This window comes from Paraburkholderia sp. ZP32-5 (assembly GCF_021390495.1).
GTDB lineage: Bacteria > Pseudomonadota > Gammaproteobacteria > Burkholderiales > Burkholderiaceae > Paraburkholderia.
Map to the genome: position 1 here is coordinate 152,886 of NZ_JAJEJP010000001.1, position 21,649 is coordinate 174,534.

Genomic DNA, 21,649 nt, shown 5'->3' on the forward strand with positions numbered 1-21,649 from the left:
CCTCTTCATGACTTCAAAGCCTTCTTCGCGTTCTGCTTCCTCGCCGGCGCGTTCGCGCGATTCCCGTTTGTCGATGCTGCACCTGTCGCCCGAATCGCTCGGGTTCGCGCTCGACTGCGCCGCTCAGGCCGTCGGCGCCGTACGTCTCGGCGCGGCATTGCCCGCGGCGTTGCAGAGCGTTTTCGTCGCGGTGCCCGAAGGCAGTGTCGCGGCGGCGCGTGGCGCGGTGCAGGACATCGCGTACCGGACGATGCGACGCCTCGCGCTTGTCGAGTGGCTGATCGCGAAGCTCGTGAAGAAAGCGCCGCCGCCGCATGTCGGGCATATGCTCGAGTGCGCGCTCGCGCTGCTCGTCGACGACGAAGCGAGCGCCGCCTACACGCCTTTCACGGTAGTCGATCAGGCAGTCAGCGCGATCAGCGCGCGCCGCGAATTCGCATTCGCGAAAGGGCTCGTCAACGCGGTGCTGCGTAATTTCCTGCGTGAGCGCGATACGCTGCTCGCCGCCGCGCAAGCCAACGAGGTCGCACGCTGGAATTACCCGGCATGGTGGATCGACGCGGTGAAGCGTGCATGGCCCGATGCGTGGCAGGCCGTGCTGGCCGCCGGCAACACGCACGGTCCACTGACACTGCGCGTGAACGTGCGCCATTCGACGGTCGACGCCTATCTGCAAGTGCTGCAACGGCATCAGATTGCGGCGAGCAAAGCGGGCGAACAGGCGGTGACGCTTGCGACGCCGATGTCCGTCGAGCGCATCCCCGGTTTCAACGAAGGCGTCGTGTCCGTACAGGACGCGGGCGCGCAACTCGCGGCGCAACTGCTCGGCGCGCGCGATGGCATGCGCGTGCTCGATGCGTGCGCGGCGCCCGGCGGCAAGACCGGTCATCTGCTCGAACTCGCCAATATTCAGCTCGTCGCGCTCGAAAGCGATGCGTCGCGCGCGCGACGCATCGGCGAAAACCTGCGGCGCCTGAAGCTCGAGGCGGAGGTGCGCATCGGCGACGCGGGCACGCCCGCGCAATGGCATGACGACCTCGATCAGCCGTTCGACCGCATTCTCGCCGACGTACCGTGCTCGGCGTCGGGCATCGTGCGGCGTCATCCGGATATCCGCTGGCTGCGTCGCGCATCGGACATCGCCGCGCTTGTCGCCGAGCAGCGCCGCATTCTCGACGCGCTGTGGCCGCTCGTAAAACCAGGCGGCGAGTTGCTTTACGTTACGTGCTCGATATTCCCCGAAGAAGGCGAGTTGCAGGCGCAGTGGTTTGGAAACAAGCATCAGGATGCGGTACGATTGGACGCGCCGGGGCAACTGTTACCCGCAGTTGCCCGCGCGCCCGCCGATTCGTCGGCCGGTTCTCAAGCCGGACTGCCCGCGCAATACAGCGAAGAGAGCGCCGGTGCGAACTCAGACCACGACGGATTTTTCTACGCGCGCTTTCAGAAACGGTGACCATCAAACGCTTCTTCCCGCTTCGGCTCGCTGCCGTGCTCTGGATCGCGCTGGCCGTCTGGCTTGCAGCGCCGGGCGTGGCGCATGCCGATTCGATCGCGGTGCAGCGCGCGTCGCTGCAAGCCGATAACGGCGGCTGGAGTCTCGACGCGCATTTCGACTTCGAGCTGAACAGCAACCTCGAAGACGCGGTCAACAAAGGCATTCCGCTTTACTTCACGACCGATTTCGAACTGAGCCGGCCGCGCTGGTACTGGTTCGACGAGCAGCCGGTCAGCGTGTCGCAGAGTCTGCGCCTGTCGTTCCAGCCGCTCACGCGCGAGTATCGTGTGTCGAGCGTGTCGTCGGGCGGCTTGCAGCTCGGTTTTTCCACGCTCAAGGACGCGCTCGCGGTGATCAAGCACATCACGTCATGGCACGTGATCGACCGTAATCAGGTGCGCGCCGACGAAACCTATACTGCGTCGGTACGCATGCAACTCGACATCGCGCTGATGCCCAAGCCGTTCCAGATCGACGCAGTGAACAACCGCGACTGGAACCTCGCCTCCGACTGGAAGCGCTTTACCTTCACGGCGACCGAACGTGCTAAATAAAGTGCGCTCATCCTCCACAAGCGTCAGCAGCATCGTCGTGCGCGTGCTGGTGTCGACGGTCGCAGTGACGGCCGTGCTGTTGCTCGTGCTGCTGGCCGCCGCGAGCGCGAACACCGAATTCTTCGATCGCTATTACCAGTGGCTGTACGCGGCCAACGTGGCGGTCGCGATGATCTTCCTGCTGGTGGTGACGGCGCTCGTCATCATCATTGCCGTGCGATTGCGCACCGGTAAGTTCGGTACGCGGCTGCTCGCGAAACTCGCGTTCTTCATGGCGCTTGTCGGCGTGGTGCCGGGCGGCATTATCTATATCGTGTCGTATCAGTTCGTGTCGCGCAGTATCGAATCGTGGTTCGACGTGAACGTCGAAACCGCGCTCGCGTCGGGTCTGAATCTGGGGCGGGGCATGCTCGACGCATCGCTGTCCGATCTGCAGACGAAGGCACGTCTGATGGCCGAGCAACTGGCGAGCGCCGACGCGGCCGGCACGACGCTGACGCTACTGCGCCTGCGCGACCAGTTCGGCGTGCAGGAGGCGACGATCGTCGAGCCGAGCCGCAGCGGCATGTCGGGCGCGACGCCGGACATGCACGTGATTGCGCAGGCCTCCGGCAATTACGCGATGCTGCTGTCGAACGATCTGCCCACGCCGCTGATGATCGAACAGGCGCGTGGCCGCGGCTATGCGGCGATCGAAGGCGAGGTGGATGGCGATCCGCAAGCGAAGGGCGGCAAGGGCACGCTGCGGCTGCGCGTCGTGCAGCGCATCCCCGATTCGAACGCATCGCAGTTACAGCCTGTCGAGCGCTTTCTGCAACTCACGCAACCGGTGTCGCAGACGCTCGCGCGCAATGCCGATTCGGTGCAGCGCGCGTATCGTGAATATCAGGAGAAGGCACTTGGCCGCACCGGTCTGCGCAAGATGTATATCGGTACGCTGACGCTGTCGCTGTTTCTCGCGACCTTCATCGCGATGATGCTCGCGCTCGCGCTCGGCAATCAGCTTGCGCGGCCGCTGTTCCTGCTCGCGCAGGGCACGAAGGAAATCACCGAGGGTGACTACACGCCGAAGCGCGAGATCAAATCGCGCGATGAACTCGGCTTTCTGACGCAGTCGTTCAACGCGATGACGCGGCAGTTGTCCGAGGCACGCGCCGCGGTCGAAAAGAACCGCGTCGCGCTCGAGCATTCGAAGACCTATCTGGAAAGCATCCTCGCGAATCTCACTGCGGGCGTGTTCGTGTTCGACCGGCAGTTCCGGCTCACCACCGCGAATCGCGGCGCCGAACGGATTTTCCGCCAGCCGTTCCAGACCGTGCTCGGTTCGTCGCTCGACCAGATCAGCGTGCTGAGCGAATTCGGCGCGATGGTGCGCAAGGCCTTCGCCGATCGCGAGGCGGCGAGCGAGGACGGTCACGACGACAACGGCCACTGGCAGCAGCAGTTCTCGGTGCAGGTGCCGGGCGAAACCGAGCCGCTTACGTTGCTCGTGCGCGGTGCGCGCCTCGTGGCAGCGACCGAACGCGATGCCGAAGACATGCAGACCTCGGGCTATGTGATCGTGTTCGACGACATCTCCGACGTGATCTCCGCGCAGCGTTCGATTGCATGGGGCGAAGTCGCGCGGCGTCTCGCGCACGAGATCAAGAATCCGCTCACGCCGATCCAGCTGTCCGCCGAGCGTCTGCAGATGAAGCTCGCCGACAAGCTCGCGCCGTCGGACGCGGACGTGCTCAAGCGCGGCGCGACGACGATCGTCAATCAGGTCGCGGCGATGAAGCAGATGGTCGACAATTTCCGCGACTACGCGCGCACGCCGCCCGCGGTGCTCGCGCATTTGCAGTTGAACGATCTGGTCAGCGAAGTGCTCACGCTGTACGGTATCGAGGAAGGCAAGGGCGCGATCCAGGTGGAGCTCGCCGCGCTGCCGGCGATTCGCGGCGACGCGACGCAACTGCGCCAGGTGATTCACAACCTGCTGCAGAACGCGCAGGACGCAGTGGCCGAGGTCGGGCATCCGCGTGTTTTGCTCGAGACGAGGACAGTAGAATACGGAGACCCCGACGCGGAAGGAAAGGTGCGTGTCGCGGTACGTCTGACCGTGTCGGATAACGGACCGGGCTTCCCCACGCGCATTCTCACGCGCGCGTTCGAGCCTTACGTGACGACCAAGGCGAAGGGCACGGGCCTGGGTCTTGCGATGGTCAAGAAGATCGTCGACGAGCATGGCGCGCGCATCGATATTCGTAATCGCATGAAAGCCGGCGATGTGATCGAAGGCGCGCAGATTTCGATCCTCTTCCTTCAACTGGCGGACGGCACCTCAACGCCCGACGCGCCGGGTAGCGGCGCGCATCCGGCGCACGGCGGCGCGGCGCGAGGAACGACAAAAGCAACAGTGCAGACAAGGGCAGCGTAAATGGCAACCATCCTGGTGGTAGATGATGAAATGGGCATCCGGGAATTGCTCTCGGAGATCCTGAGCGACGAAGGTCATGTCGTGGAGGCCGCTGAAAATGCGCAGGAGGCGCGCGAGTTCCGTCTGCGCCAGGCGCCGGACCTCGTGCTGCTCGACATCTGGATGCCCGATACCGACGGCGTGACGCTGCTCAAGGAATGGGCCGCGCAAGGTCAGTTGACGATGCCGGTCATCATGATGTCCGGTCACGCGACGATTGACACCGCGGTCGAAGCCACCAAGATCGGGGCGCTCAATTTCCTCGAAAAGCCGATCGCGTTGCAGAAGCTGCTGAAGGCGGTCGAGCAGGGTTTGGCGCGCGGCAATGCGGCGGCCGTACCCGGTGGTGCGACGACGAAGCCGGCCATGCCGGTGAGCGCATCGACGGTGGCGTCGGCGGCCGCGCTGCCGATGTTGTCGGCCGATGGCGTGAGCGGCGGCGCGCTTACGTCGCAAACCGCGTCGATCTCGTTCGATATCCCGTTGCGCGACGCACGCGATGCATTCGAGCGCGCGTACTTCGAATATCACCTCGCGCGCGAGAACGGCAGCATGACGCGCGTCGCGGAGAAGACCGGTCTGGAGCGTACGCATCTTTATCGCAAGCTCAAGCAACTCGGCGTCGATCTCGGCAAGAACAAGGGGGAGTGAAGGTCACCCGTTGCGAGCAAAGGCTTCCCGGCAGCTTTTTTCGCGAAAGGGCTTGCTGAGCCGAAATCCCTTTGATATAGTTTCGTTCTTCGTTGGCCCGGTAGCTCAGTTGGTAGAGCAGCGGATTGAAAATCCGCGTGTCGGTGGTTCGATTCCGCCCCAGGCCACCAGGATTTAGCCCCAGGAAATCGCAAGATTTCCTGGGGCTTTTCCGTTTGGCGGACAGCTGTTGTTTCGGCCGAGCCAGCGAGGGCGCTGGCGGCAGGGGCGAGTGCCATTCGGTGCCGCGTGATAAAATCCGCGCCAGTTCAAGGACTTGCACGCAAGCGTGGCGTCCGGTTCGCAGAGACGCAGCGTGCAATGTGCAGTGCCCACCGCGCCAGACTCTTCGATTGACGATCGGCGGTATAAGCGCCCAGCCACGTTCACGCGCAACGCGCGACCTATACTGCTTTGGGCTGGCATAGTGCCGGCCCACGTCGCGCCGCGTTGCCTGCATCGCGTACCTCGCGCAGCGCGACGTCGCACTCTCATTCACGGAGTTTCACGGTGATCCGCAAAGACGCTAAGCGTAGCGCGCTCGTGCTGTTTTCCGGCGGCCAGGATTCCGCCACCTGTCTCGCATGGGCGCTCGATCGCTACGACACGGTCGAAACGCTCGGCTTCGATTATGGTCAGCGGCATCGCGTCGAACTCGAGTGCCGTGAAGGGTTCCGTCAAGCCATCACGCGCGCGTTTCCGGCGTGGGCCGATCGTCTCGGCGACGACCACATGATCGATCTGTCGCTGCTCGGCGCGATCAGCGATACCGCGATGACGCGCGAGATCGAAATCGAGGCTTCGGCCAACGGCTTGCCGAACACGTTCGTGCCGGGCCGTAATCTGATGTTCATGACGATCGCCGCGGCCATTGCCTATCGGCGTGGTTTGCAGGTGCTGGTCGGCGGCATGTGCGAAACGGACTTTTCGGGCTATCCCGATTGCCGCGACGACACGATGAAGGCGTTGCAGGTCGCGCTGAATCTCGGCATGGATACGCGCTTCGCGCTCGAGACGCCGCTGATGTGGCTCGACAAGGCCGACACATGGCGCCTCGCGCATGAGCTTGGTGGCGACGAACTCGTCGAACTGGTGCGTGTCGACACGCATACCTGCTACGTCGGCGAGCGCTCGGAACTGCATGCTTGGGGTTTTGGCTGTGGCGAATGCCCGGCATGCCGTCTGCGCAAACGCGGTTATGAAGCGTACCTCGCCGGCGAAAAGGTCACCGAGCCCGTCTAACCGGCATTTCGCAGCAGTGCGAGAGCGGCACTCGCGAATCACTCATTTCAGGAACACAAGGCAGATAGCAGCATGACTTACGCGGTCAAGGAAATCTTCTACACGTTGCAGGGCGAAGGCGCGAATGCCGGGCGTCCCGCCGTGTTCTGCCGCTTCGCGGGCTGCAATCTGTGGTCGGGCCGCGAAGAGGATCGCGCGGAAGCCGTATGCCGCTTCTGCGACACCGATTTCGTCGGCACCGACGGCGAGAACGGCGGCAAGTACCGCACCGCCGACGAACTGGTCGCGATGATCACGTCGCAATGGCCGCAAGGCGAGGGCGAGCGTTTCGTCGTGTGCACCGGCGGCGAACCGATGCTGCAGATCGATCAGCCGCTCGTCGACGCACTGCACGCGGCCGGCTTCGTGATCGCGATCGAAACCAATGGCTCGTTGCCGGTGCTCGAAACGATCGACTGGATCTGCGTGAGCCCGAAGGCCGACGCGCCGCTCGTCGTGACGAAGGGCAACGAACTGAAGGTCGTGATCCCGCAAGACAACCAACGCCTCGCCGATTACGAAAAGCTCGACTTCCAGTATTTCCTCGTCCAGCCGATGGACGGTCCGTCGCGCGATATCAACACGCGGCTCGCGATCGACTGGTGCAAGCGCCATCCGCAGTGGCGCCTGTCGATGCAGACCCACAAGTACCTGAACATTCCCTGATTTGCCGTGCTGACGATTACCCGAAAACTCGAATTCGACGCGGGCCACCGCATCCCCGATCACCGCAGCCAGTGCCGTAATCTGCACGGCCATCGCTACGTGCTCGAAATCACGCTGCAAGGCGATCTGGTCGACACCGAAGGCGCGCCCGATCGCGGCATGGTGATGGACTTCGCCGATGTGAAGTCGCTTGCAAACGAGCATCTGGTCGACAAGTGGGACCACGCGTTCCTCGTCTACGAAGGCGACACGCAGGTACGCGGCTTTCTCGAAAGCATGGCGGGCCACAAGACGGTGGTGCTCGATCGCATTCCGACCGTCGAAAATCTCGCCGCGATTGCGTTCGATATCCTCGCGAACGTGTACGACGCGCACTACGGCGTGAATCTGCAACTGCATAAAGTGCGGTTGTACGAGACGCCGAATTGCTGGGCCGACGTGGTCCGCGACTGACGCTTCGCCCCGCCGCGCGAGCCCGCCCTCGCGTTATTTATTGGCACGGTATGATCGCTCCGATAACCATACGGAGCGAGACATGCCGGTCACCGCATTGCGTCGCAGCAGGCATCGAGGCGCTGAGCGCCCCGGTTTCTGCCTGATCTCTTATCTGGCCCCGCTTCGGGTCTCCTCTTGGATGTCTTCCGAGGCTCCGCCCGCGGCGTGCTGCTCGCTGGCCCGCCCGACGTTTGCGAATCCGCACGAGGCCAGCCGATGAGCACGTTCACCAATCCCCTCAAACAACGTCTGAAAGAAAGCACGCCGCTGTTCGGGTTGTGGCTGTCGCTCGGCAGCGAGGCGGCAGCCGAAGCGCTTGCGCATGCGGGCTTCGACTGGCTGCTGATCGACATGGAGCACGCACCGAACGATAGCGGCGGCGTCGAGTCGCAATTGCGCGCGATCGCCGCCGCGCATCTGCCGAGCGAGCCCGTGGTGCGCGTGCCCGCGAGCGAGCCGTGGCTGGTCAAACGCGTGCTGGATGCCGGCGCGCGCACGCTGATGTTCCCGAACATCGAATCGGCCGAGGAAGCGGCACACGCCGTGCGTCTGACCCAATATCCGACCGCCGAGGCGCTCGATGGCCAGCGCGGCGTCGCGGGCATGGTGCGCGCGGCCGGCTACGGCATGCGGCGCGACTACGTGCAAACGGCCAACGCGCAAATCGCGACGATCGCGCAGATCGAGTCGGCGCGCGGTGTCGACGAAGTCGAGAAGATTGCCGCGACGCCGGGCATCGATTGCCTGTTCGTCGGGCCGGGCGATCTGGCCGCGAGCCTCGGTCATCTCGGCGACGCGAAGCACCCCGACGTGCAGGCGGCGATGGCGCGGATCGTCAGCGCCGCGGACAAGGCCGGCATCGCCGCGGGCATTTTCGCGATGGACGCCGCGAGCGCTCGGCAGCATCGCGAGGCCGGCTTTCGCTTCGTCGCGCTAGGCGCGGACGTCATCTGGATGTTGCGCGCGACCCGTCAGGCATTACAGGAGGTCAGGACATGAACGGCAGAATGCAGGGCGTCCTGAGGTGCCTCGCCGTCGCGGCGGCGCTGCTCGCGACTGGCGCAACGAACCTCGCGTCCGCGCAGGATCGCGTCGCGAAATCGAACGATCCGCAGACGCAGACCGCGGTCGCCGATTACAACGCCGGCAATCTCGGCGCGGCGCTGAACGAATTCCACCAGGCTGCCGAACGCGGCAGCCGGCTCGCGCAATTCAATTACGCGATGATGCTGCTCAATGGCGAGGGCACGGCGGTCAACGTCGACGAGGGCAAGAAGTGGCTGCGTAAGGCCGCCGACGCGAACATGTCGCACGCGCAGTACGTGTACGGCAAGATGTATGACGATGGCGAGTTCGTCGAGCGCGATCCGGCCGAGGCGCACCGCTGGTTCCTGAAGGCAGCGCAGCAGGGCCATGTGCAGGCTGAGCTTGCGCTCGCCAATCAGTTCCTCGACGGCCGCGGCACTGAGCGCGACAACAAGCAGGCATTCGTCTGGTACAAGAAAGCGGCGCAAGGCGGCGACATGACCGCGCAGTACGTGACCGGTTCGTTCTATGAGCGCGGCGGCGATGGCGTCGACAGGAATCTGAACGTCGCGCGCGCCTATTACGCGGCGGCGGCCGCGCAAGGCGATCCGGCGGCGCGTCTGAAGTATCAGCAGTTGAGCGCGCAGTTGCGCGATCAGAAGGAAGTGAAGCCGCAATAAAACAGAAGGGCGCTCCGCGAAAGCGAGAGCGCCCTTTGTATTTTAGCCGTGTGCCCGGCTGAGCATATGCGACGCTAACTTTGCATCAGCCGCTTTTGCCGCGCGACACTCATGATCAGGCCGACCGCGACGCCCAGCGTAGCCAGTGCGGTGCCGCCGTAACTCATGAACGGCAGCGGCACGCCGACCACCGGCAGGATCCCGCTCACCATGCCGATATTCACGAATGCGTAAGTGAAGAACGCCATCGTCAATGAGCCGGCCAATAATCGTCCGAATAGCGTCGCGCCGTTGGCCGCGATGTAGAGCCCGCGCACGATCAATAGCATGTAGAGCGTCAGCAGCACGATGCCCCCCGCCAGACCGAATTCTTCGGAGAACACCGCGAAGATGAAGTCGGTGTGCTTCTCGGGGATGAATTCCAGATGCGCCTGCGTGCCCTTCAGCCAGCCTTTACCGAGCGGGCCGCCGGAGCCGATCGCGATCACCGCCTGAATCGTGTGGAAGCCTTTGCCGAGCGGATCGGAGGTGGGATCGAGCAGCGTGCAGATGCGGTGCTTCTGATAGTCGTGCATCAGCGGCCACTGCACCTGGGGCTGACAGATCTTGTCCTGAAATGCCGCGATCGATGCGACCGCGATCACGCCCGCGATCAGCACCGGCACGATCAGCTTGAAGCTCAGGCCGGCGAAGTAAATCACGAACAGGCCGGCCGCGAACACGAGCACCGCAGTGCCGAGGTCGGGCTGCTTCGCGATCAGGCCGACCGGCACCGCGAGGATCACGAAGCCGACCAGATAGTCGTACCAGCGCATCACGCCTTCGCGGCGCTGATAGTACCAGGCGAGCATCAGCGGGGTCGCGATCTTCAGGATCTCCGACGGCTGGATCACCACGCCGACATTGATCCAGCGCTTCGCGCCCTTGCGCGTGAGGCCGAACATCGCGACCGCGATCAGTAGCGCGATCCCGAATGTATAGAGCGGGACCGCGAATCGCATCAGCGTATTCGGCGGCACATTGGCGAGCCCCCACATCAGCACGAACGTCAGCAGGATGTTGCGCAACTGGTCTTCGACGCGGCCGGGCATGTCGAGGCTCGCGCTATACAGCGTGACGATGCCGACGCACAGCAGCAGAAACACGATCAGTGCGAGCGGACGGTCGAAGCCCGCAAACATCCGTTTGATGCGGTCGAGCCAGGCGCGCTTGTCGAATTGCATGCCTTTCTCCTTATTCGTCGATGCCGCCGGTGGCCGGCTGGCGTGGCGAGGCGTCCTGAGCCGCGTCCTCGCGCGACGGCGCCGCAACGCTTGGCACCGGTTCGCTCGCCGGACGAGGTTTATGCGGCGCGTTCGGTGAACGCGACGCCGATTTCTTCGCGGCGGCGGTCGACGACGCGAGCTTCGCCGCCGATGCCGCCGTCGCTTGTGCCGCTTGTGCTGTTTGTGCCGCGCTCGCGGAAGCAGCAACCGGCGCAGTGCCCGATCTCACCGCCGATGCGCCGACGGGCGCTGACGCACCACCATCCGCGGCCGAAGCCGCAACAGCCGCCGAAGCTCCCGACGCCGCTGCGGCTGCTTCCGCCGCTCCCGGCATCGGCAGCGCGGTGAACCCCGTCGCGATCCTGAGCGGCTGCGCGTCATCGCGCGAAGGCGGCGCATCGCCGACCTGCGGCGCGGACGCGTCTTCTGTCGCCGACGCCGCGGCCGCGACAGCCGCCGCCTCGGCACCCGGTTTGTTCTTGCCGACGAGATAGTAGTCGAGCACCTTGCGCGCGATCGGGCCGGCTGCCTCCGCACCCCAGCCACCGTTTTCGACGATCAGCGCGAGCGCGATCTTCGGCTGGTCGACGGGCGCGAACGCGATGAAGAGCGCGTGGTCGCGCAGACGCTCGGGGATCGCGTGACCCTTGTAGTTCGCGCCCTGCAGCGAGTACACCTGCGCGGTACCGGTCTTGCCGGCGGCTTGATACGGCGCACCCGCGAACACCTTGGCTGCCGTGCCGTTCGTCACCACGCCTTCCATCGCGTGCTTGATGAAGTCGATGTCTTGCTGCTTGACCGCGATCTTGTCGCTCGGAGCGCGCACGACCGGCCGCGTTTCTTTCGTGATCGGATTTTCGATGTCGCGCACGAGGTGCGGTTTCATCACGATGCCGTTGTCGGCGAGCGTTGCAACGGCATGCGCGAGCTGAAGGATCGTGAACGAGTTGTAGCCCTGGCCGATGCCGAGGCTAACCGTCTCGCCTTCGTACCACTTCTGCTGCTCGGGGCGGCGGTAAGCGTGGCGCTTCCAGTCGGTCGACGGCAGAATGCCCTTTGCCTCGCCGGCAATATCGATGCCGGTGATCTGGCCGAAGCCCCACGGCTTCATGAAGTTCGCAATGTTGTTCACGCCGAGGTCGTGCGCGAGCATGTAGAAGTACGTGTCGTTCGACACGACGATCGCGCGGTTCATGTCGACCCAACCCTGGCCCGAGCGCACGTCGTTACGGAACGTGTGGCCGCCGAACGTGTAAAAGCCCGGATCCTGGAAGCCCCAGCTCGTCGTGCGTTTGTGCAGCGTCAGCGCGGCAAGCGCCATGAACGGCTTGTACGTCGAACCCGGCGGATAGGTGCCGTGCAGCGGCCGGTTCAGCAGCGGGTGATCGGGCGAGTTGTTCAGTTCGTCCCAGGTCTGCTGGTCGATGCCATCGACGAACGAATTCGGATCGAAGCTCGGCGCCGACACGAACGCGAGCACGTCGCCGGTGGACGGCTCGATCGCGACCAGTGCGCCGCGGCGTCCGGCGAACGCCTGCTCGGCGACCTGCTGCAAGCCGATGTCGAGCGACAGTTTGAGATTGTTGCCCGGTGTGGCCTGCGTGCGCGACAGCGTGCGCACCGGTCTGCCGCCGGCCGTCACCTCGACTTCCTCGAAACCGGTCTGGCCATGCAGCTCGGTCTCGTAGCTCTGCTCGACGCCGATCTTGCCGATGTAGTCGGTGCCCTTGTAGTTGTTGGCGTCCAGACGCGGATCGTAGTGGTCCGGATCGCTGTCGTTCTGGTCGCTCGCGTCGTCGATGCGTTCCTGATCGCGCTGCGAAATCCGCCCGATGTAGCCGATCACGTGCGCGGCGGTCGGCCCGAGCGGGTACTGACGGAACAGGCGCGCGCGCACTTCGACGCCGGGAAAACGGAAGCGCTGCGCGGTAAAGCGCGCGACTTCGTCATCGGTCAGGCGGGTGCGGATCGGCAGGCTTTCGAAGTTCTTCGAATCTTCCTGCAGCTTCTTGAAGCGGCGCCGGTCGCGCGCGTCGATCGACACGACCGTGGCCAGGTTGTCGATCACGTTTTCGAGCGAATCGTTCAGTTTCGACGGCGTGATTTCGAGCGTGTAGGCCGAGTAGTTCTTCGCCAGCACGACGCCGTTGCGGTCGGTGATGATGCCGCGGTTCGGCACGATCGGCGCGACGGAGATGCGGTTTTCATCGGCTTGCAGTGAGTATTTGCTGTAGTGCCAGACCTGCAGGAACAGGAAACGGAAGCCGATCAGCCCGAAGCAGATGAACACGAACAGGCCCGCCGCCGCGACGCGCAGGCGGAATTTCGTGAGCTGCTGCTGAGTGTCCTTGAATTCGGTCATGCGATGTAAGCAAAAGGCCGGCGCGCGGCCATGAAGAGTGTGCGCCCAACCGGCCTCGACCGGGGGCAGAAACTGCTTTGCGCGTCGGGCCGGCCGGCGGCGCGCGGCTCTATTGCGATTCGTCGCGACAGAGCGGCCGGCGGGCCCGATGCGGGGTCAAATAGGCCGCGTGTCGTCCGGGTCGGCGGGGCGGCGCTGCGGCATCAACAGCAGCACGCTTGCAACCGGCCACAGCGCGGCTTCGACGAAACCGTCGATCAGATAACTCCAACCCGGAAACGCCGCGCCGGTCAGCAGACGGATCACGAACGGCACCAGTTGCGCGACGACCAGCAACGGCATCACCGCGAATGTCTGCACGCCTAGCGACATCCACAGTACGCGGCGATGGATCGTGATCGCGCCGTACGACAGTAGCGTGTACGCGAGCGCGTGCTCGCCGAGCAGGCTCGCATTGTGCACGTCCATCAACAGACCGAGCAGAAACGCGATGCCCATGCCGACCTTGCGCGGCTGATGCACGTTCCAGAACAGCAGCACGAGCGCGACGAAATCGGGCACGCCGGCCAAACGCCCCCACGGCATCAGGTTCAGCAGGAACGCGGCGGCGAGGCTGAAGGTGATGAAATACGGGTTGACCGGTTGCAGGATGTATTGCGGACGGTTCATTGCTGAGCCCCCGGCGCGGCTTGCGGCTTCGCGGTTTTCGCGGCGGCGGGCTTGTCGGCCTTTTTGTCGGCTTGCTTCTCAGCCTGCTTGTCGGTCTTTTTGTCAGCGCCGGCGGATTTGGCGGGCGTTTTCTCCGCCGCCTTTGCGGCGGGTTTGTCGGTGGCGGCTTTGTCGCCCACGCTCTTGTCAGCCGCGTTCTTGTCGCCGGCCTTGGGCGCGGATTTATCCGCCGCGCCCTTGCTGTCCGCTGTCTTGCCGCCCTTCTTCGCTTTCGCTTCCTTCGCGACCGTCGCCGCATCGGGCTCTTCGGCCGGACGCGGCGGTATGTCGTTGACGACATGCAGCACGAGCAACTGACGCGCGCCGCGCACCGCCGCGACGGGCTGACAGACCACGCGCGCGAATGCGGTATCGGCCTGCTTGTCGACGCGCACGACCTTCGCGACCGGCAGCCCCGGCGGATACACGCCGTCGAGTCCGCTCGTGACGAGTTCGTCGCCGGCCTGCACGTCGGCGCTGATCGGCACGAAGCGCAGATCGAGCGCGTCGCCCTTCGGCGTGCCGTAAATCACGCTGCGCAAACCGGTGCGCAGGATTTCGACCGGTACTGCCTGGTCCTTGTCCGTGAGCAGCGTGACTTCGGCCTGCAGCGGAAACACGCGCGTGACCTGGCCGATCACGCCATCTTCGTTGAGAACCGGCGAGCCGTTCAGGATGCCCTGTTGCGCGCCACGCCCAATCACGACCTTTTGCGTGAACGGATCACGCGTGTCGTACTGGATTTCGGCGGGCATCGATTGGGTGGTCAGGTGTTGCGACAGTTGCAGCAGCGCGCGCAGATGGCCGTTTTCGGCGGCGAGCGACGCGGCCGTATTGGCTTGCAGCGACAGTTGCAGATCTTTTGCGCGCAGCTTGGCGTTTTCGTCGCGCAGCGTGGCGCTGGTCACGGCGAGATCGGCGGCGCCCATAAAAAAATCGCGCGGTACGAGCGCCGCGCGCTGCAACGGATAGAGACCCGCGCCGAGCACGCCGCGGACGATCTCAAGCGTCCGGAAGCGGGCATCGGAGATCAGCAGGGCGATCGCCAGCACGACGAAGAACACCAGTCGTGCGAGGGCCGACGGACCTTGCTTGAACAGGGGCGGCGGACTGTATTCCATGGTCGGCGCCGGGGGCGTGAGCGGTTGGGTGAGACGGCGGCGCGCGATAAGCGCACGCTCAACGCGCGGCGGCTGGTTTGCCCAGCCAATGGCAAAGCGGCCCGCAAGGGGCCGTGTGCCAGATCCGCGCTACGAACATGGGAGAGAAGCTCGCTTACTCGTACGAGAAGATGCTGCCGAGCTTGTCCATGCGTTCGAGCGCCATGCCCGAGCCGCGTACGACGCAGGTCAGCGGGTCTTCTGCGACGAGCACCGGCAGGCCGGTTTCTTCGGCGAGCAGACGGTCCAGATCGCGCAGCAGCGCGCCACCGCCGGTCAGCATCATGCCGCGCTCGGCGATGTCGGCGCCGAGTTCCGGCGGCGTTTGTTCGAGCGCGATTTTCACCGACGACACGATCTGGTTCAGCGGATCGGTCAGTGCTTCGAGGATTTCGTTGCTGGAGATCGTGAAGCTGCGCGGGATGCCTTCCGACAGATTGCGGCCCTTCACTTCCATTTCCTTGACTTCGGAGCCGGGGAACGCGGAACCGATTTCCTTCTTGATGGCTTCGGCGGTTTGTTCGCCGATCAGCATGCCGTAGTTGCGGCGGATGTAGTTGACGATGGCTTCGTCGAACTTGTCGCCACCGACGCGCACCGAGCCTTTATAGACGATGCCGCCGAGCGAGATTACGCCGACTTCGGTGGTGCCGCCGCCGATGTCGACGACCATCGAGCCGGTGGCTTCCGACACCGGCAGGCCGGCGCCGATCGCGGCGGCCATCGGTTCCTCGATCAGGTAGACCTGCGAGGCGCCGGCGCCGTGCGCGGCTTCCTTGATCGCGCGGCGCTCGACCTGGGTCGAGCCGCACGGCACGCAGATGATGATGCGCGGCGACGGCGAGAACATACGCGATTCGTGAGCCGTCTTGATGAACTGCTTGATCATCTGTTCGGTGACGGTGAAGTCGGCGATCACGCCGTCCTTCATCGGGCGGATCGCCTCGATGTTGCCCGGCACCTTGCCGAGCATCTGCTTGGCTTCCTTGCCGACTGCCTGAATGGTTTTCTTGCCGTTGGGGCCGCCTTCCTGGCGGATCGACACGACCGACGGTTCGTCGAGAACGATGCCCTTGCCGCGCATGTAGATAAGCGTGTTGGCGGTGCCGAGGTCAATCGCCAGATCGTTGGAGAAGTAGCTGCGCAAAAAGCCGAACATTCAAAATCCTGTCTCGCTGGGGGCCGGGCCTCGCACCGTATGCGTAGGGCGGCAGCGGAATAAATAACAGCTTCAACCGGGCGAAGCGGCGCCACTGGAACTTGAAGCTGCGGGGGAGTCTACCGGAGGCCGTTGCAAAGCCAGGGCGGAAAGCGCCGGACGTTCTTTGGAATTGTCCGTAAGGCCTTGGTAAGTCGGTCCGGGTTTGGGTCGAACGCGTAATGATACCTTATAATTTTGGATGTTTTGAAGGAAACGGAAGGCACTTTTTGTCACCGCCGTTCCTTTTCCGGCTCCGTCCTATCGTGTCGTAACCCGCTGTTACAACGCGGTTTTTTTGAACGTTACGACACTCCACCTCTTTCCGGTGACCGCATGGCTCTGACCCTGACCGATGTCAAACGCATCGCGCATCTCGCGCGGCTCGAACTCGCCGATGCCGACGCCGAACACACCCTCACCCAGCTCAATGATTTCTTCGGCCTCGTCGAACAGATGCAGGCAGTCGATACCACCGGCATCGCGCCGCTTGCTCATCCGATCGAGCAGATCGAAGACGTCGCGTTGCGTCTGCGTGATGACGTCGTCACCGAAACGGTCGAGCGGGAGGCTTTTCAGCGTCCCGCGCCGGCCGTTCAGGACGGCTTGTACCTCGTGCCGAAGGTGATCGAATAAGACCCGCCGGGCAGGCCGCGGGCCCGGCCCCCGCCGCGCGGCTTTGCGCCGCGGGCATGGCTGGCGCCCCAGCCTCCCGATGGGCAACCGGACGCCTCCACGGCAGCGTGACCGCGCTGCCGCGCTTTCCAGGATAAAACGCAATGCATGAAAAAAGTCTGACCGAACTGCGCGCCGCGCTCGCGGCCAAGGAATGCTCCGCCGTCGAACTGGCGCAGTCGTACCTGAAGCGGATCGACGCGGCCAATGGCCTGAACGCGTTCATCCAGGTCGATCCCGAACTGACGCTCGCGCAGGCGAAAGCCGCCGACGCGCTGCTGCACAGCGGCCACGCCGGTCCGCTCGCCGGCCTGCCGATCGCGCACAAGGACGTGTTCGTCACGAAGGGCTGGCGCTCCACGGCCGGCTCGAAGATGCTCGCGAACTACGAAAGCCCGTTCGACGCGACCGTGGTTGCGCGTCTGCAGAACGCCGGGATGGTGTGCGTGGGCAAGACCAATATGGACGAGTTCGCGATGGGCTCGTCCAATGAAAATTCGTACTTCGGCCCGGTGCAGAACCCGTGGGATCGCAAGGCCGTGCCTGGCGGTTCGTCGGGCGGCTCGGCAGCCGCTGTGGCCGCGCGTCTCGTGCCCGCCGCGACCGGCACCGACACAGGCGGCTCGATCCGTCAGCCGGCGTCGTTCTCGGGCATCACCGGCATCAAGCCGACGTACGGCCGCGTGTCGCGCTACGGCATGATCGCGTTCGCGTCGTCGCTCGATCAGGGCGGCCCGATGGCGCAAAGCGCCGCCGATTGCGCGACGCTGCTCAACGCGATGGCCGGCTTCGACGAGCGCGACTCCACCAGCCTCGCGCGCGACGACGAAGACTACACGCGCTATCTCGGCAAAGCGTGGAAAGAAGGCGGCGACAATGCGGGCAAGCCGCTTGCCGGCCTGCGCATCGGTCTGCCGAAGGAATACTTCGGCGCCGGTCTCGCCGACGACGTACGCGCGTCGATCGACGCCGCGCTGAAGCAATACGAAGCGCTCGGCGCGACGCTCGTCGACGTCTCGCTGCCGAAAACCGAACTGTCGATCCCGGTCTATTACGTGATCGCACCGGCGGAAGCGTCGTCGAACCTGTCGCGTTTCGACGGCGTGCGCTTCGGCCATCGCGCGGCCGAATACCGCGATCTGCTCGACATGTACAAGAAGTCGCGCGCCGAAGGTTTCGGCCCGGAAGTGAAGCGCCGCATTCTGGTCGGCGCGTACGTGCTGTCGCACGGCTACTACGACGCGTACTATCTGCAGGCACAGAAGATTCGCCGCATCATCGCGCAGGACTTCCAGCAGGCGTTCACGCAGTGCGATGTGATCATGGGACCGGTCGCGCCGTCGGTGGCGTGGGACATCGGCGCGAAGGGCGACGATCCGGTACAGATGTATCTCGCGGACATCTACACGCTGTCGGTGAGCCTCGCCGGCCTGCCGGGCATGAGCGTGCCGTGCGGTTTCGGTGCCGGCGCGAACGCGCAGCGTCCGGTCGGTCTGCAGATCATCGGCAACTATTTCAATGAAGCCCGGATGCTGCAGGTGGCCGACGCGTTCCAGCGCGCGACCGATTGGCACCGTCAGGCACCGGCGGGAGTGTGAGCACCATGGCCAAACAATGGGAAGTCGTGATCGGTCTGGAGACCCACACGCAACTGTCGACTCAATCGAAGATTTTCTCGGGCACCGCGACGCAGTTCGGCGCCGCGCCGAACACCCAGGCAAGCCCCGTCGATCTGGCCTTGCCGGGCACGCTGCCGGTGATGAACCGCGGCGCCGTCGAGCGCGCGATTCAATTCGGCCTCGCGATCGGCGCGACGGTCGCGCCGCGCAGCATCTTCGCGCGCAAGAATTATTTCTACCCCGATCTGCCGAAGGGCTATCAGATCAGCCAGTACGAGATCCCCGTCGTGCAGGGCGGCCAGGTGACGATCCAGGTGCCGGCCAATGAAAAGGCCGGCAAGGCCGCGTACGAGAAGACCATCAACCTGACGCGCGCCCACCTCGAAGAAGACGCCGGCAAGTCGCTGCACGAAGACTTCGCGGGCATGACCGGCATCGACCTGAATCGCGCCGGCACGCCGCTGCTCGAAATCGTCACCGAGCCGGAAATGCGCAGCGCGGCCGAAGCGGTGGCGTATGCGAAGACGCTGCATACGCTCGTCGTATGGCTCGGCATCTGCGACGGCAACATGCAGGAAGGGTCGTTCCGCTGCGACGCGAACGTGTCGGTGCGTCCGCTTGGTCAGGAGGAATTCGGCACGCGCGCCGAGATCAAGAACCTGAACTCGTTCCGCTTCCTCGAAGAGGCGATCCAGTACGAAGTGCGCCGCCAGATCGAGCTGATCGAAGACGGCGGCACCGTGGTGCAGGAAACCCGTCTGTACGATCCGGACAAGCGCGAAACCCGCTCGATGCGCAGCAAGGAAGACGCGCACGATTACCGCTATTTCCCCGACCCCGATCTGATGCCGCTCGTGATCGACGCGGCGTGGGTCGAGCGCGTGAAGAGCGAAATGCCGGAGCTGCCGGCAACGATCCAGGTGCGTTTCGTATTGCAATATGGCCTCACGCCGTACGATGCGAACGTGCTGACTTCGAGCAAGGCGATGGCTGCGTATTTCGAGGCGGTGGTCGGTAAGGCCGGCGCGGCGAACGCGAAGGTCGCGGCGAACTGGGTGATGGGCGAGGTATCGTCGCAGCTGAATCGCGAGGGACTGGACATTGCTGCGTGCCCGGTATCGGCCGCGCAGCTCGCGTTGGTGCTGCAGCGCATTGCCGACGGTACGATCTCGAACAAGATCGCGAAGGAAATTTTCCTCGCGATCTGGGAAGAGAAGGCCACCGACGAAGCCGCCGCCGATCGCATCATCGAGGCGAAGGGCCTGAAGCAGATTTCGGATACCGGCGCGCTCGAAGCGATCATCGACGAAGTGCTCGCCGCTAACCAGAAGTCGGTCGAAGAATTCCGCGCCGGTAAGGAAAAGGCGTTCAATGCGCTGATCGGCCAGGCGATGAAGGCGACCAAGGGCAAGGCCAATCCGGCGCAGGTCAATGAGTTGCTGAAGAAGAAGCTGTCCTGAGTCGAAGCTTCAAGCGCTTCAGGCGCTTCGAGTGTTGAAGCCGGGCGTTCGCGCCCTGTGTGTCACGGGCTGTTGCCGGACTGCAAGCGGCGCAACGGCCCGTTTTGTTTTGCGGCCCCGCTCGAGCCCTTCGAACGTATGTAGACGCAGACTACGGAGTGTGTGTATGTCGAAGCAACCCGATCTCGACGATTTCCGCGTGCCGTATTTCGACGACGGCAAGAAGAATGCTCACTTCTTGCTCGACGCTTTCGACCCGGGCGCGAAGCCGTTTTCGAGAGGCTCGAAAGACGCGGACCGCGCGCGATTATCGGAGATCGGTCTGCAGCTCGATAACCTGCAGGAACGTCTGCACGCGCAGCGCAAGCGCCGCGTGTTGCTGGTGCTGCAAGGCATGGACACGAGCGGCAAGGACGGCACGATCCGCGCGGTGTTTCACGAGGTCGATCCGCTCGGTTTGCGCATCGTGCCGTTCAAGGCGCCGACGCCGGTCGAACTCGCGCACGACTTCCTGTGGCGCGTGCATTCGCAGGCACCGGCGGCCGGCGAACTGACGATCTTCAACCGCAGCCACTACGAAGACCTGCTCGTGCCGACCGTGCTCGGCGAACTCAGTGCCGACGCGTTCGAGCGGCGCTGCTGCCACATCCGCCAGTTCGAGGAAATGCTCGCATACAGCGGCACGACGATTCTCAAGTGCATGCTGCACATTTCGAAGGACGAGCAACGCTCGCGTTTGCAGGCGCGCATCGACGATCCGCAGAAGCATTGGAAATTCGATGTGTCCGACCTCGACGCGCGCAAGCAGTGGGACGCCTATCAGGCGGTGTATTGCGACACGCTCGCGGCGACATCGACCGACTACGCGCCGTGGTACGTGATTCCGGCCGACTCGAAGACGCATCGCAACGTGATGGTGGCGGAACTGCTGGTGCGTATGCTCGGCGCGCTGAATCTCGACTATCCGCCCGCGAAGGAATCGCTGAAGGGCGTCAAGGTCGAGTGAAAACGGACCGGTCCTTTAGCTTAAGAAAAACGAATCGAACATAAGAGGAACGACATGTTGCGTGTGATTACCGCCAACCTGAACGGCATTCGCTCGGCGGCGAAGAAAGGCTTTTTCGACTGGTTCGGCGAGCAGAAGGCCGACGTGCTGTGCGTGCAGGAAATCAAATGCTCGCAGGACGACATGACGCCGGAATTTCTCGCGCCGCACGGCTTCACCGGCTATTTTCAGCATGCGGTGAAGAAGGGCTATAGCGGCGCGGGCGTTTATACGCGTCACGAGCCGGATGAAGTGGTGATCGGTTTCGGCAGCGAGGAGTTCGACCCTGAGGGGCGTTATGTCGAACTGCGCTTCGGCAAGCTGTCGGTGGTGTCGGTGTACGTGCCGTCCGGTTCGAGCGGCGAGGAGCGCCAGCAGGCCAAGTTCCGCTTCATGGACGAGTTCATGCCGCATCTCGCCGAACTCTCCCGCGAGCGCGAAGTGATCGTGTGCGGCGACGTGAACATCGTGCACAAGGAAATCGACATCAAGAACTGGAAGAGCAACCAGAAGAACTCCGGTTGCCTGCCGGAAGAGCGCGCGTGGCTCGACAAACTGTTCGACGAAGTCGGTTACGTCGACGTGTTCCGCACGCTCGATCAACGCCCGGAGCAGTACACGTGGTGGAGCAATCGCGGCCAGGCGTACGCGAAGAACGTCGGGTGGCGGATCGATTACCAGATCGCGACGCCGGGCATCGCCGGCAAGGCGAAGCGCACCGACGTGTTCCGCGACATCAAGTTCAGCGACCATGCGCCGCTGACCATCGATTACGACCACAAGGTCAAGAAGTAAGCATTGCACGCGGC

At 64.0% G+C, this 21,649-nt stretch carries 19 protein-coding genes and 1 tRNA gene; 15 read left to right on the forward strand and 5 right to left on the reverse strand.

From position 1 onward, the window contains the following. Positions 1–7 precede the first annotated feature (7 nt). The 10 genes from rsmB to L0U82_RS00675 all read left to right on the forward strand — a co-directional run bounded on the left by rsmB (position 8) and on the right by L0U82_RS00675 (position 9,348). A complete protein-coding gene (rsmB, locus tag L0U82_RS00630; protein WP_233827789.1) occupies positions 8–1,456 on the forward strand; it encodes a 16S rRNA (cytosine(967)-C(5))-methyltransferase RsmB in 1,449 nt (482 codons plus the stop codon). Then, positions 1,453–2,052, forward strand: coding sequence for a DUF4390 domain-containing protein (locus L0U82_RS00635; RefSeq protein ID WP_233827791.1), 600 nt, complete (start codon positions 1,453–1,455; stop codon positions 2,050–2,052). The genes rsmB and L0U82_RS00635 overlap by 4 nt, the downstream gene beginning before the upstream one ends. Next, a complete protein-coding gene (locus L0U82_RS00640) occupies positions 2,042–4,471 on the forward strand; it encodes a sensor histidine kinase (protein WP_233827792.1) in 2,430 nt (809 codons plus the stop codon). Before L0U82_RS00635 ends, L0U82_RS00640 begins: the two co-directional genes overlap by 11 nt. After that, entirely contained in the window at positions 4,472–5,161 is a 690-nt protein-coding gene (gene esaR, locus L0U82_RS00645) for a response regulator transcription factor EsaR (protein WP_233827793.1), read from the forward strand. It abuts the gene before it with no gap. A gap of 94 nt (positions 5,162–5,255) precedes the next feature. Then, positions 5,256–5,331 (forward strand) — tRNA-Phe (locus L0U82_RS00650). Positions 5,332–5,710: 379 nt separating this feature from the next. Beyond that, on the forward strand, positions 5,711–6,442 hold the full coding sequence (gene queC / locus L0U82_RS00655; protein ID WP_233827794.1) for a 7-cyano-7-deazaguanine synthase QueC: 732 nt from the start codon (positions 5,711–5,713) through the stop codon (positions 6,440–6,442). Positions 6,443–6,514: 72 nt separating this feature from the next. Beyond that, positions 6,515–7,147 (forward strand): 7-carboxy-7-deazaguanine synthase, encoded by a 633-nt coding sequence (gene queE, locus L0U82_RS00660; RefSeq protein WP_233827795.1) that lies wholly within the window; start codon positions 6,515–6,517, stop codon positions 7,145–7,147. A 9-nt stretch (positions 7,148–7,156) separates the two neighbouring features. After that, the gene (queD, locus tag L0U82_RS00665; protein WP_233833063.1) at positions 7,157–7,600 is read left to right on the forward strand and encodes a 6-carboxytetrahydropterin synthase QueD; all 444 of its coding nucleotides are present in this window, start codon (positions 7,157–7,159) and stop codon (positions 7,598–7,600) included. A gap of 258 nt (positions 7,601–7,858) precedes the next feature. Beyond that, entirely contained in the window at positions 7,859–8,641 is a 783-nt protein-coding gene (locus L0U82_RS00670; RefSeq protein WP_233827796.1) for an HpcH/HpaI aldolase family protein, read from the forward strand. Further along, positions 8,638–9,348, forward strand: a complete 711-nt coding sequence (locus L0U82_RS00675) for a tetratricopeptide repeat protein (RefSeq protein ID WP_233827799.1) — start codon at positions 8,638–8,640, stop codon at positions 9,346–9,348. Before L0U82_RS00670 ends, L0U82_RS00675 begins: the two co-directional genes overlap by 4 nt. 74 nt (positions 9,349–9,422) lie before the next feature. Here the strand turns inward: L0U82_RS00675 and rodA are convergent, their stop codons facing one another. The 5 genes from rodA to L0U82_RS00700 all read right to left on the reverse strand — a co-directional run bounded on the left by rodA (position 9,423) and on the right by L0U82_RS00700 (position 16,002). Further along, positions 9,423–10,571 (reverse strand): rod shape-determining protein RodA, encoded by a 1,149-nt coding sequence (gene rodA / locus L0U82_RS00680; protein WP_233827800.1) that lies wholly within the window; start codon positions 10,569–10,571, stop codon positions 9,423–9,425. Between the two features lie 10 nt (positions 10,572–10,581). Then, the gene (gene mrdA, locus L0U82_RS00685; protein WP_233827801.1) at positions 10,582–12,975 is read right to left on the reverse strand and encodes a penicillin-binding protein 2; all 2,394 of its coding nucleotides are present in this window, start codon (positions 12,973–12,975) and stop codon (positions 10,582–10,584) included. Positions 12,976–13,131: 156 nt separating this feature from the next. Then, positions 13,132–13,644 carry a rod shape-determining protein MreD gene (gene mreD, locus L0U82_RS00690; RefSeq protein ID WP_233827802.1) on the reverse strand — a complete coding sequence of 171 codons (513 nt, stop codon included), beginning with the start codon at positions 13,642–13,644 and terminating at the stop codon, positions 13,132–13,134. Further along, positions 13,641–14,804 (reverse strand): rod shape-determining protein MreC, encoded by a 1,164-nt coding sequence (gene mreC / locus L0U82_RS00695; RefSeq protein WP_233827803.1) that lies wholly within the window; start codon positions 14,802–14,804, stop codon positions 13,641–13,643. The genes mreD and mreC overlap by 4 nt, the downstream gene beginning before the upstream one ends. 154 nt (positions 14,805–14,958) lie before the next feature. Continuing rightward, complete coding sequence (locus tag L0U82_RS00700) at positions 14,959–16,002, reverse strand: rod shape-determining protein (RefSeq protein WP_004189550.1); 1,044 nt, start codon at positions 16,000–16,002, stop codon at positions 14,959–14,961. Positions 16,003–16,377: 375 nt separating this feature from the next. On the opposite strand from L0U82_RS00700, the gene gatC reads away from it, so the two are divergent. From gatC to L0U82_RS00725, 5 genes are all read left to right on the forward strand, one after another. After that, positions 16,378–16,677, forward strand: a complete 300-nt coding sequence (gene gatC / locus L0U82_RS00705) for an Asp-tRNA(Asn)/Glu-tRNA(Gln) amidotransferase subunit GatC (RefSeq protein WP_233827804.1) — start codon at positions 16,378–16,380, stop codon at positions 16,675–16,677. A 143-nt stretch (positions 16,678–16,820) separates the two neighbouring features. Then, a complete protein-coding gene (gene gatA / locus L0U82_RS00710) occupies positions 16,821–18,314 on the forward strand; it encodes an Asp-tRNA(Asn)/Glu-tRNA(Gln) amidotransferase subunit GatA (RefSeq protein ID WP_233827805.1) in 1,494 nt (497 codons plus the stop codon). A gap of 5 nt (positions 18,315–18,319) precedes the next feature. Beyond that, positions 18,320–19,795 (forward strand): Asp-tRNA(Asn)/Glu-tRNA(Gln) amidotransferase subunit GatB, encoded by a 1,476-nt coding sequence (gene gatB / locus L0U82_RS00715; protein ID WP_233827806.1) that lies wholly within the window; start codon positions 18,320–18,322, stop codon positions 19,793–19,795. A gap of 166 nt (positions 19,796–19,961) precedes the next feature. Continuing rightward, the gene (locus L0U82_RS00720; protein WP_233827807.1) at positions 19,962–20,801 is read left to right on the forward strand and encodes a PPK2 family polyphosphate kinase; all 840 of its coding nucleotides are present in this window, start codon (positions 19,962–19,964) and stop codon (positions 20,799–20,801) included. A 54-nt stretch (positions 20,802–20,855) separates the two neighbouring features. Next, positions 20,856–21,635, forward strand: a complete 780-nt coding sequence (locus L0U82_RS00725; protein WP_233827809.1) for an exodeoxyribonuclease III — start codon at positions 20,856–20,858, stop codon at positions 21,633–21,635. Positions 21,636–21,649: the final 14 nt, after the last annotated feature.

Excerpts from the sequence above, each read along its gene's own strand:
- rsmB (WP_233827789.1), top strand. The coding sequence starts at position 8 with ATGACTTCAAAGCCTTCTTCGCGTTCTGCTTCCTCGCCGGCGCGTTCG.
- esaR (WP_233827793.1), top strand. The coding sequence starts at position 4,472 with ATGGCAACCATCCTGGTGGTAGATGATGAAATGGGCATCCGGGAATTG.
- queE (WP_233827795.1), top strand. The coding sequence starts at position 6,515 with ATGACTTACGCGGTCAAGGAAATCTTCTACACGTTGCAGGGCGAAGGC.
- L0U82_RS00670 (WP_233827796.1), top strand. The coding sequence starts at position 7,859 with ATGAGCACGTTCACCAATCCCCTCAAACAACGTCTGAAAGAAAGCACG.
- L0U82_RS00675 (WP_233827799.1), top strand. The coding sequence starts at position 8,638 with ATGAACGGCAGAATGCAGGGCGTCCTGAGGTGCCTCGCCGTCGCGGCG.
- rodA (WP_233827800.1), bottom strand. The coding sequence starts at position 10,571 with ATGCAATTCGACAAGCGCGCCTGGCTCGACCGCATCAAACGGATGTTT.
- mrdA (WP_233827801.1), bottom strand. The coding sequence starts at position 12,975 with ATGACCGAATTCAAGGACACTCAGCAGCAGCTCACGAAATTCCGCCTG.
- mreD (WP_233827802.1), bottom strand. The coding sequence starts at position 13,644 with ATGAACCGTCCGCAATACATCCTGCAACCGGTCAACCCGTATTTCATC.
- mreC (WP_233827803.1), bottom strand. The coding sequence starts at position 14,804 with ATGGAATACAGTCCGCCGCCCCTGTTCAAGCAAGGTCCGTCGGCCCTC.
- L0U82_RS00700 (WP_004189550.1), bottom strand. The coding sequence starts at position 16,002 with ATGTTCGGCTTTTTGCGCAGCTACTTCTCCAACGATCTGGCGATTGAC.
- gatC (WP_233827804.1), top strand. The coding sequence starts at position 16,378 with ATGGCTCTGACCCTGACCGATGTCAAACGCATCGCGCATCTCGCGCGG.
- gatA (WP_233827805.1), top strand. The coding sequence starts at position 16,821 with ATGCATGAAAAAAGTCTGACCGAACTGCGCGCCGCGCTCGCGGCCAAG.
- gatB (WP_233827806.1), top strand. The coding sequence starts at position 18,320 with ATGGCCAAACAATGGGAAGTCGTGATCGGTCTGGAGACCCACACGCAA.
- L0U82_RS00720 (WP_233827807.1), top strand. The coding sequence starts at position 19,962 with ATGTCGAAGCAACCCGATCTCGACGATTTCCGCGTGCCGTATTTCGAC.
- L0U82_RS00725 (WP_233827809.1), top strand. The coding sequence starts at position 20,856 with ATGTTGCGTGTGATTACCGCCAACCTGAACGGCATTCGCTCGGCGGCG.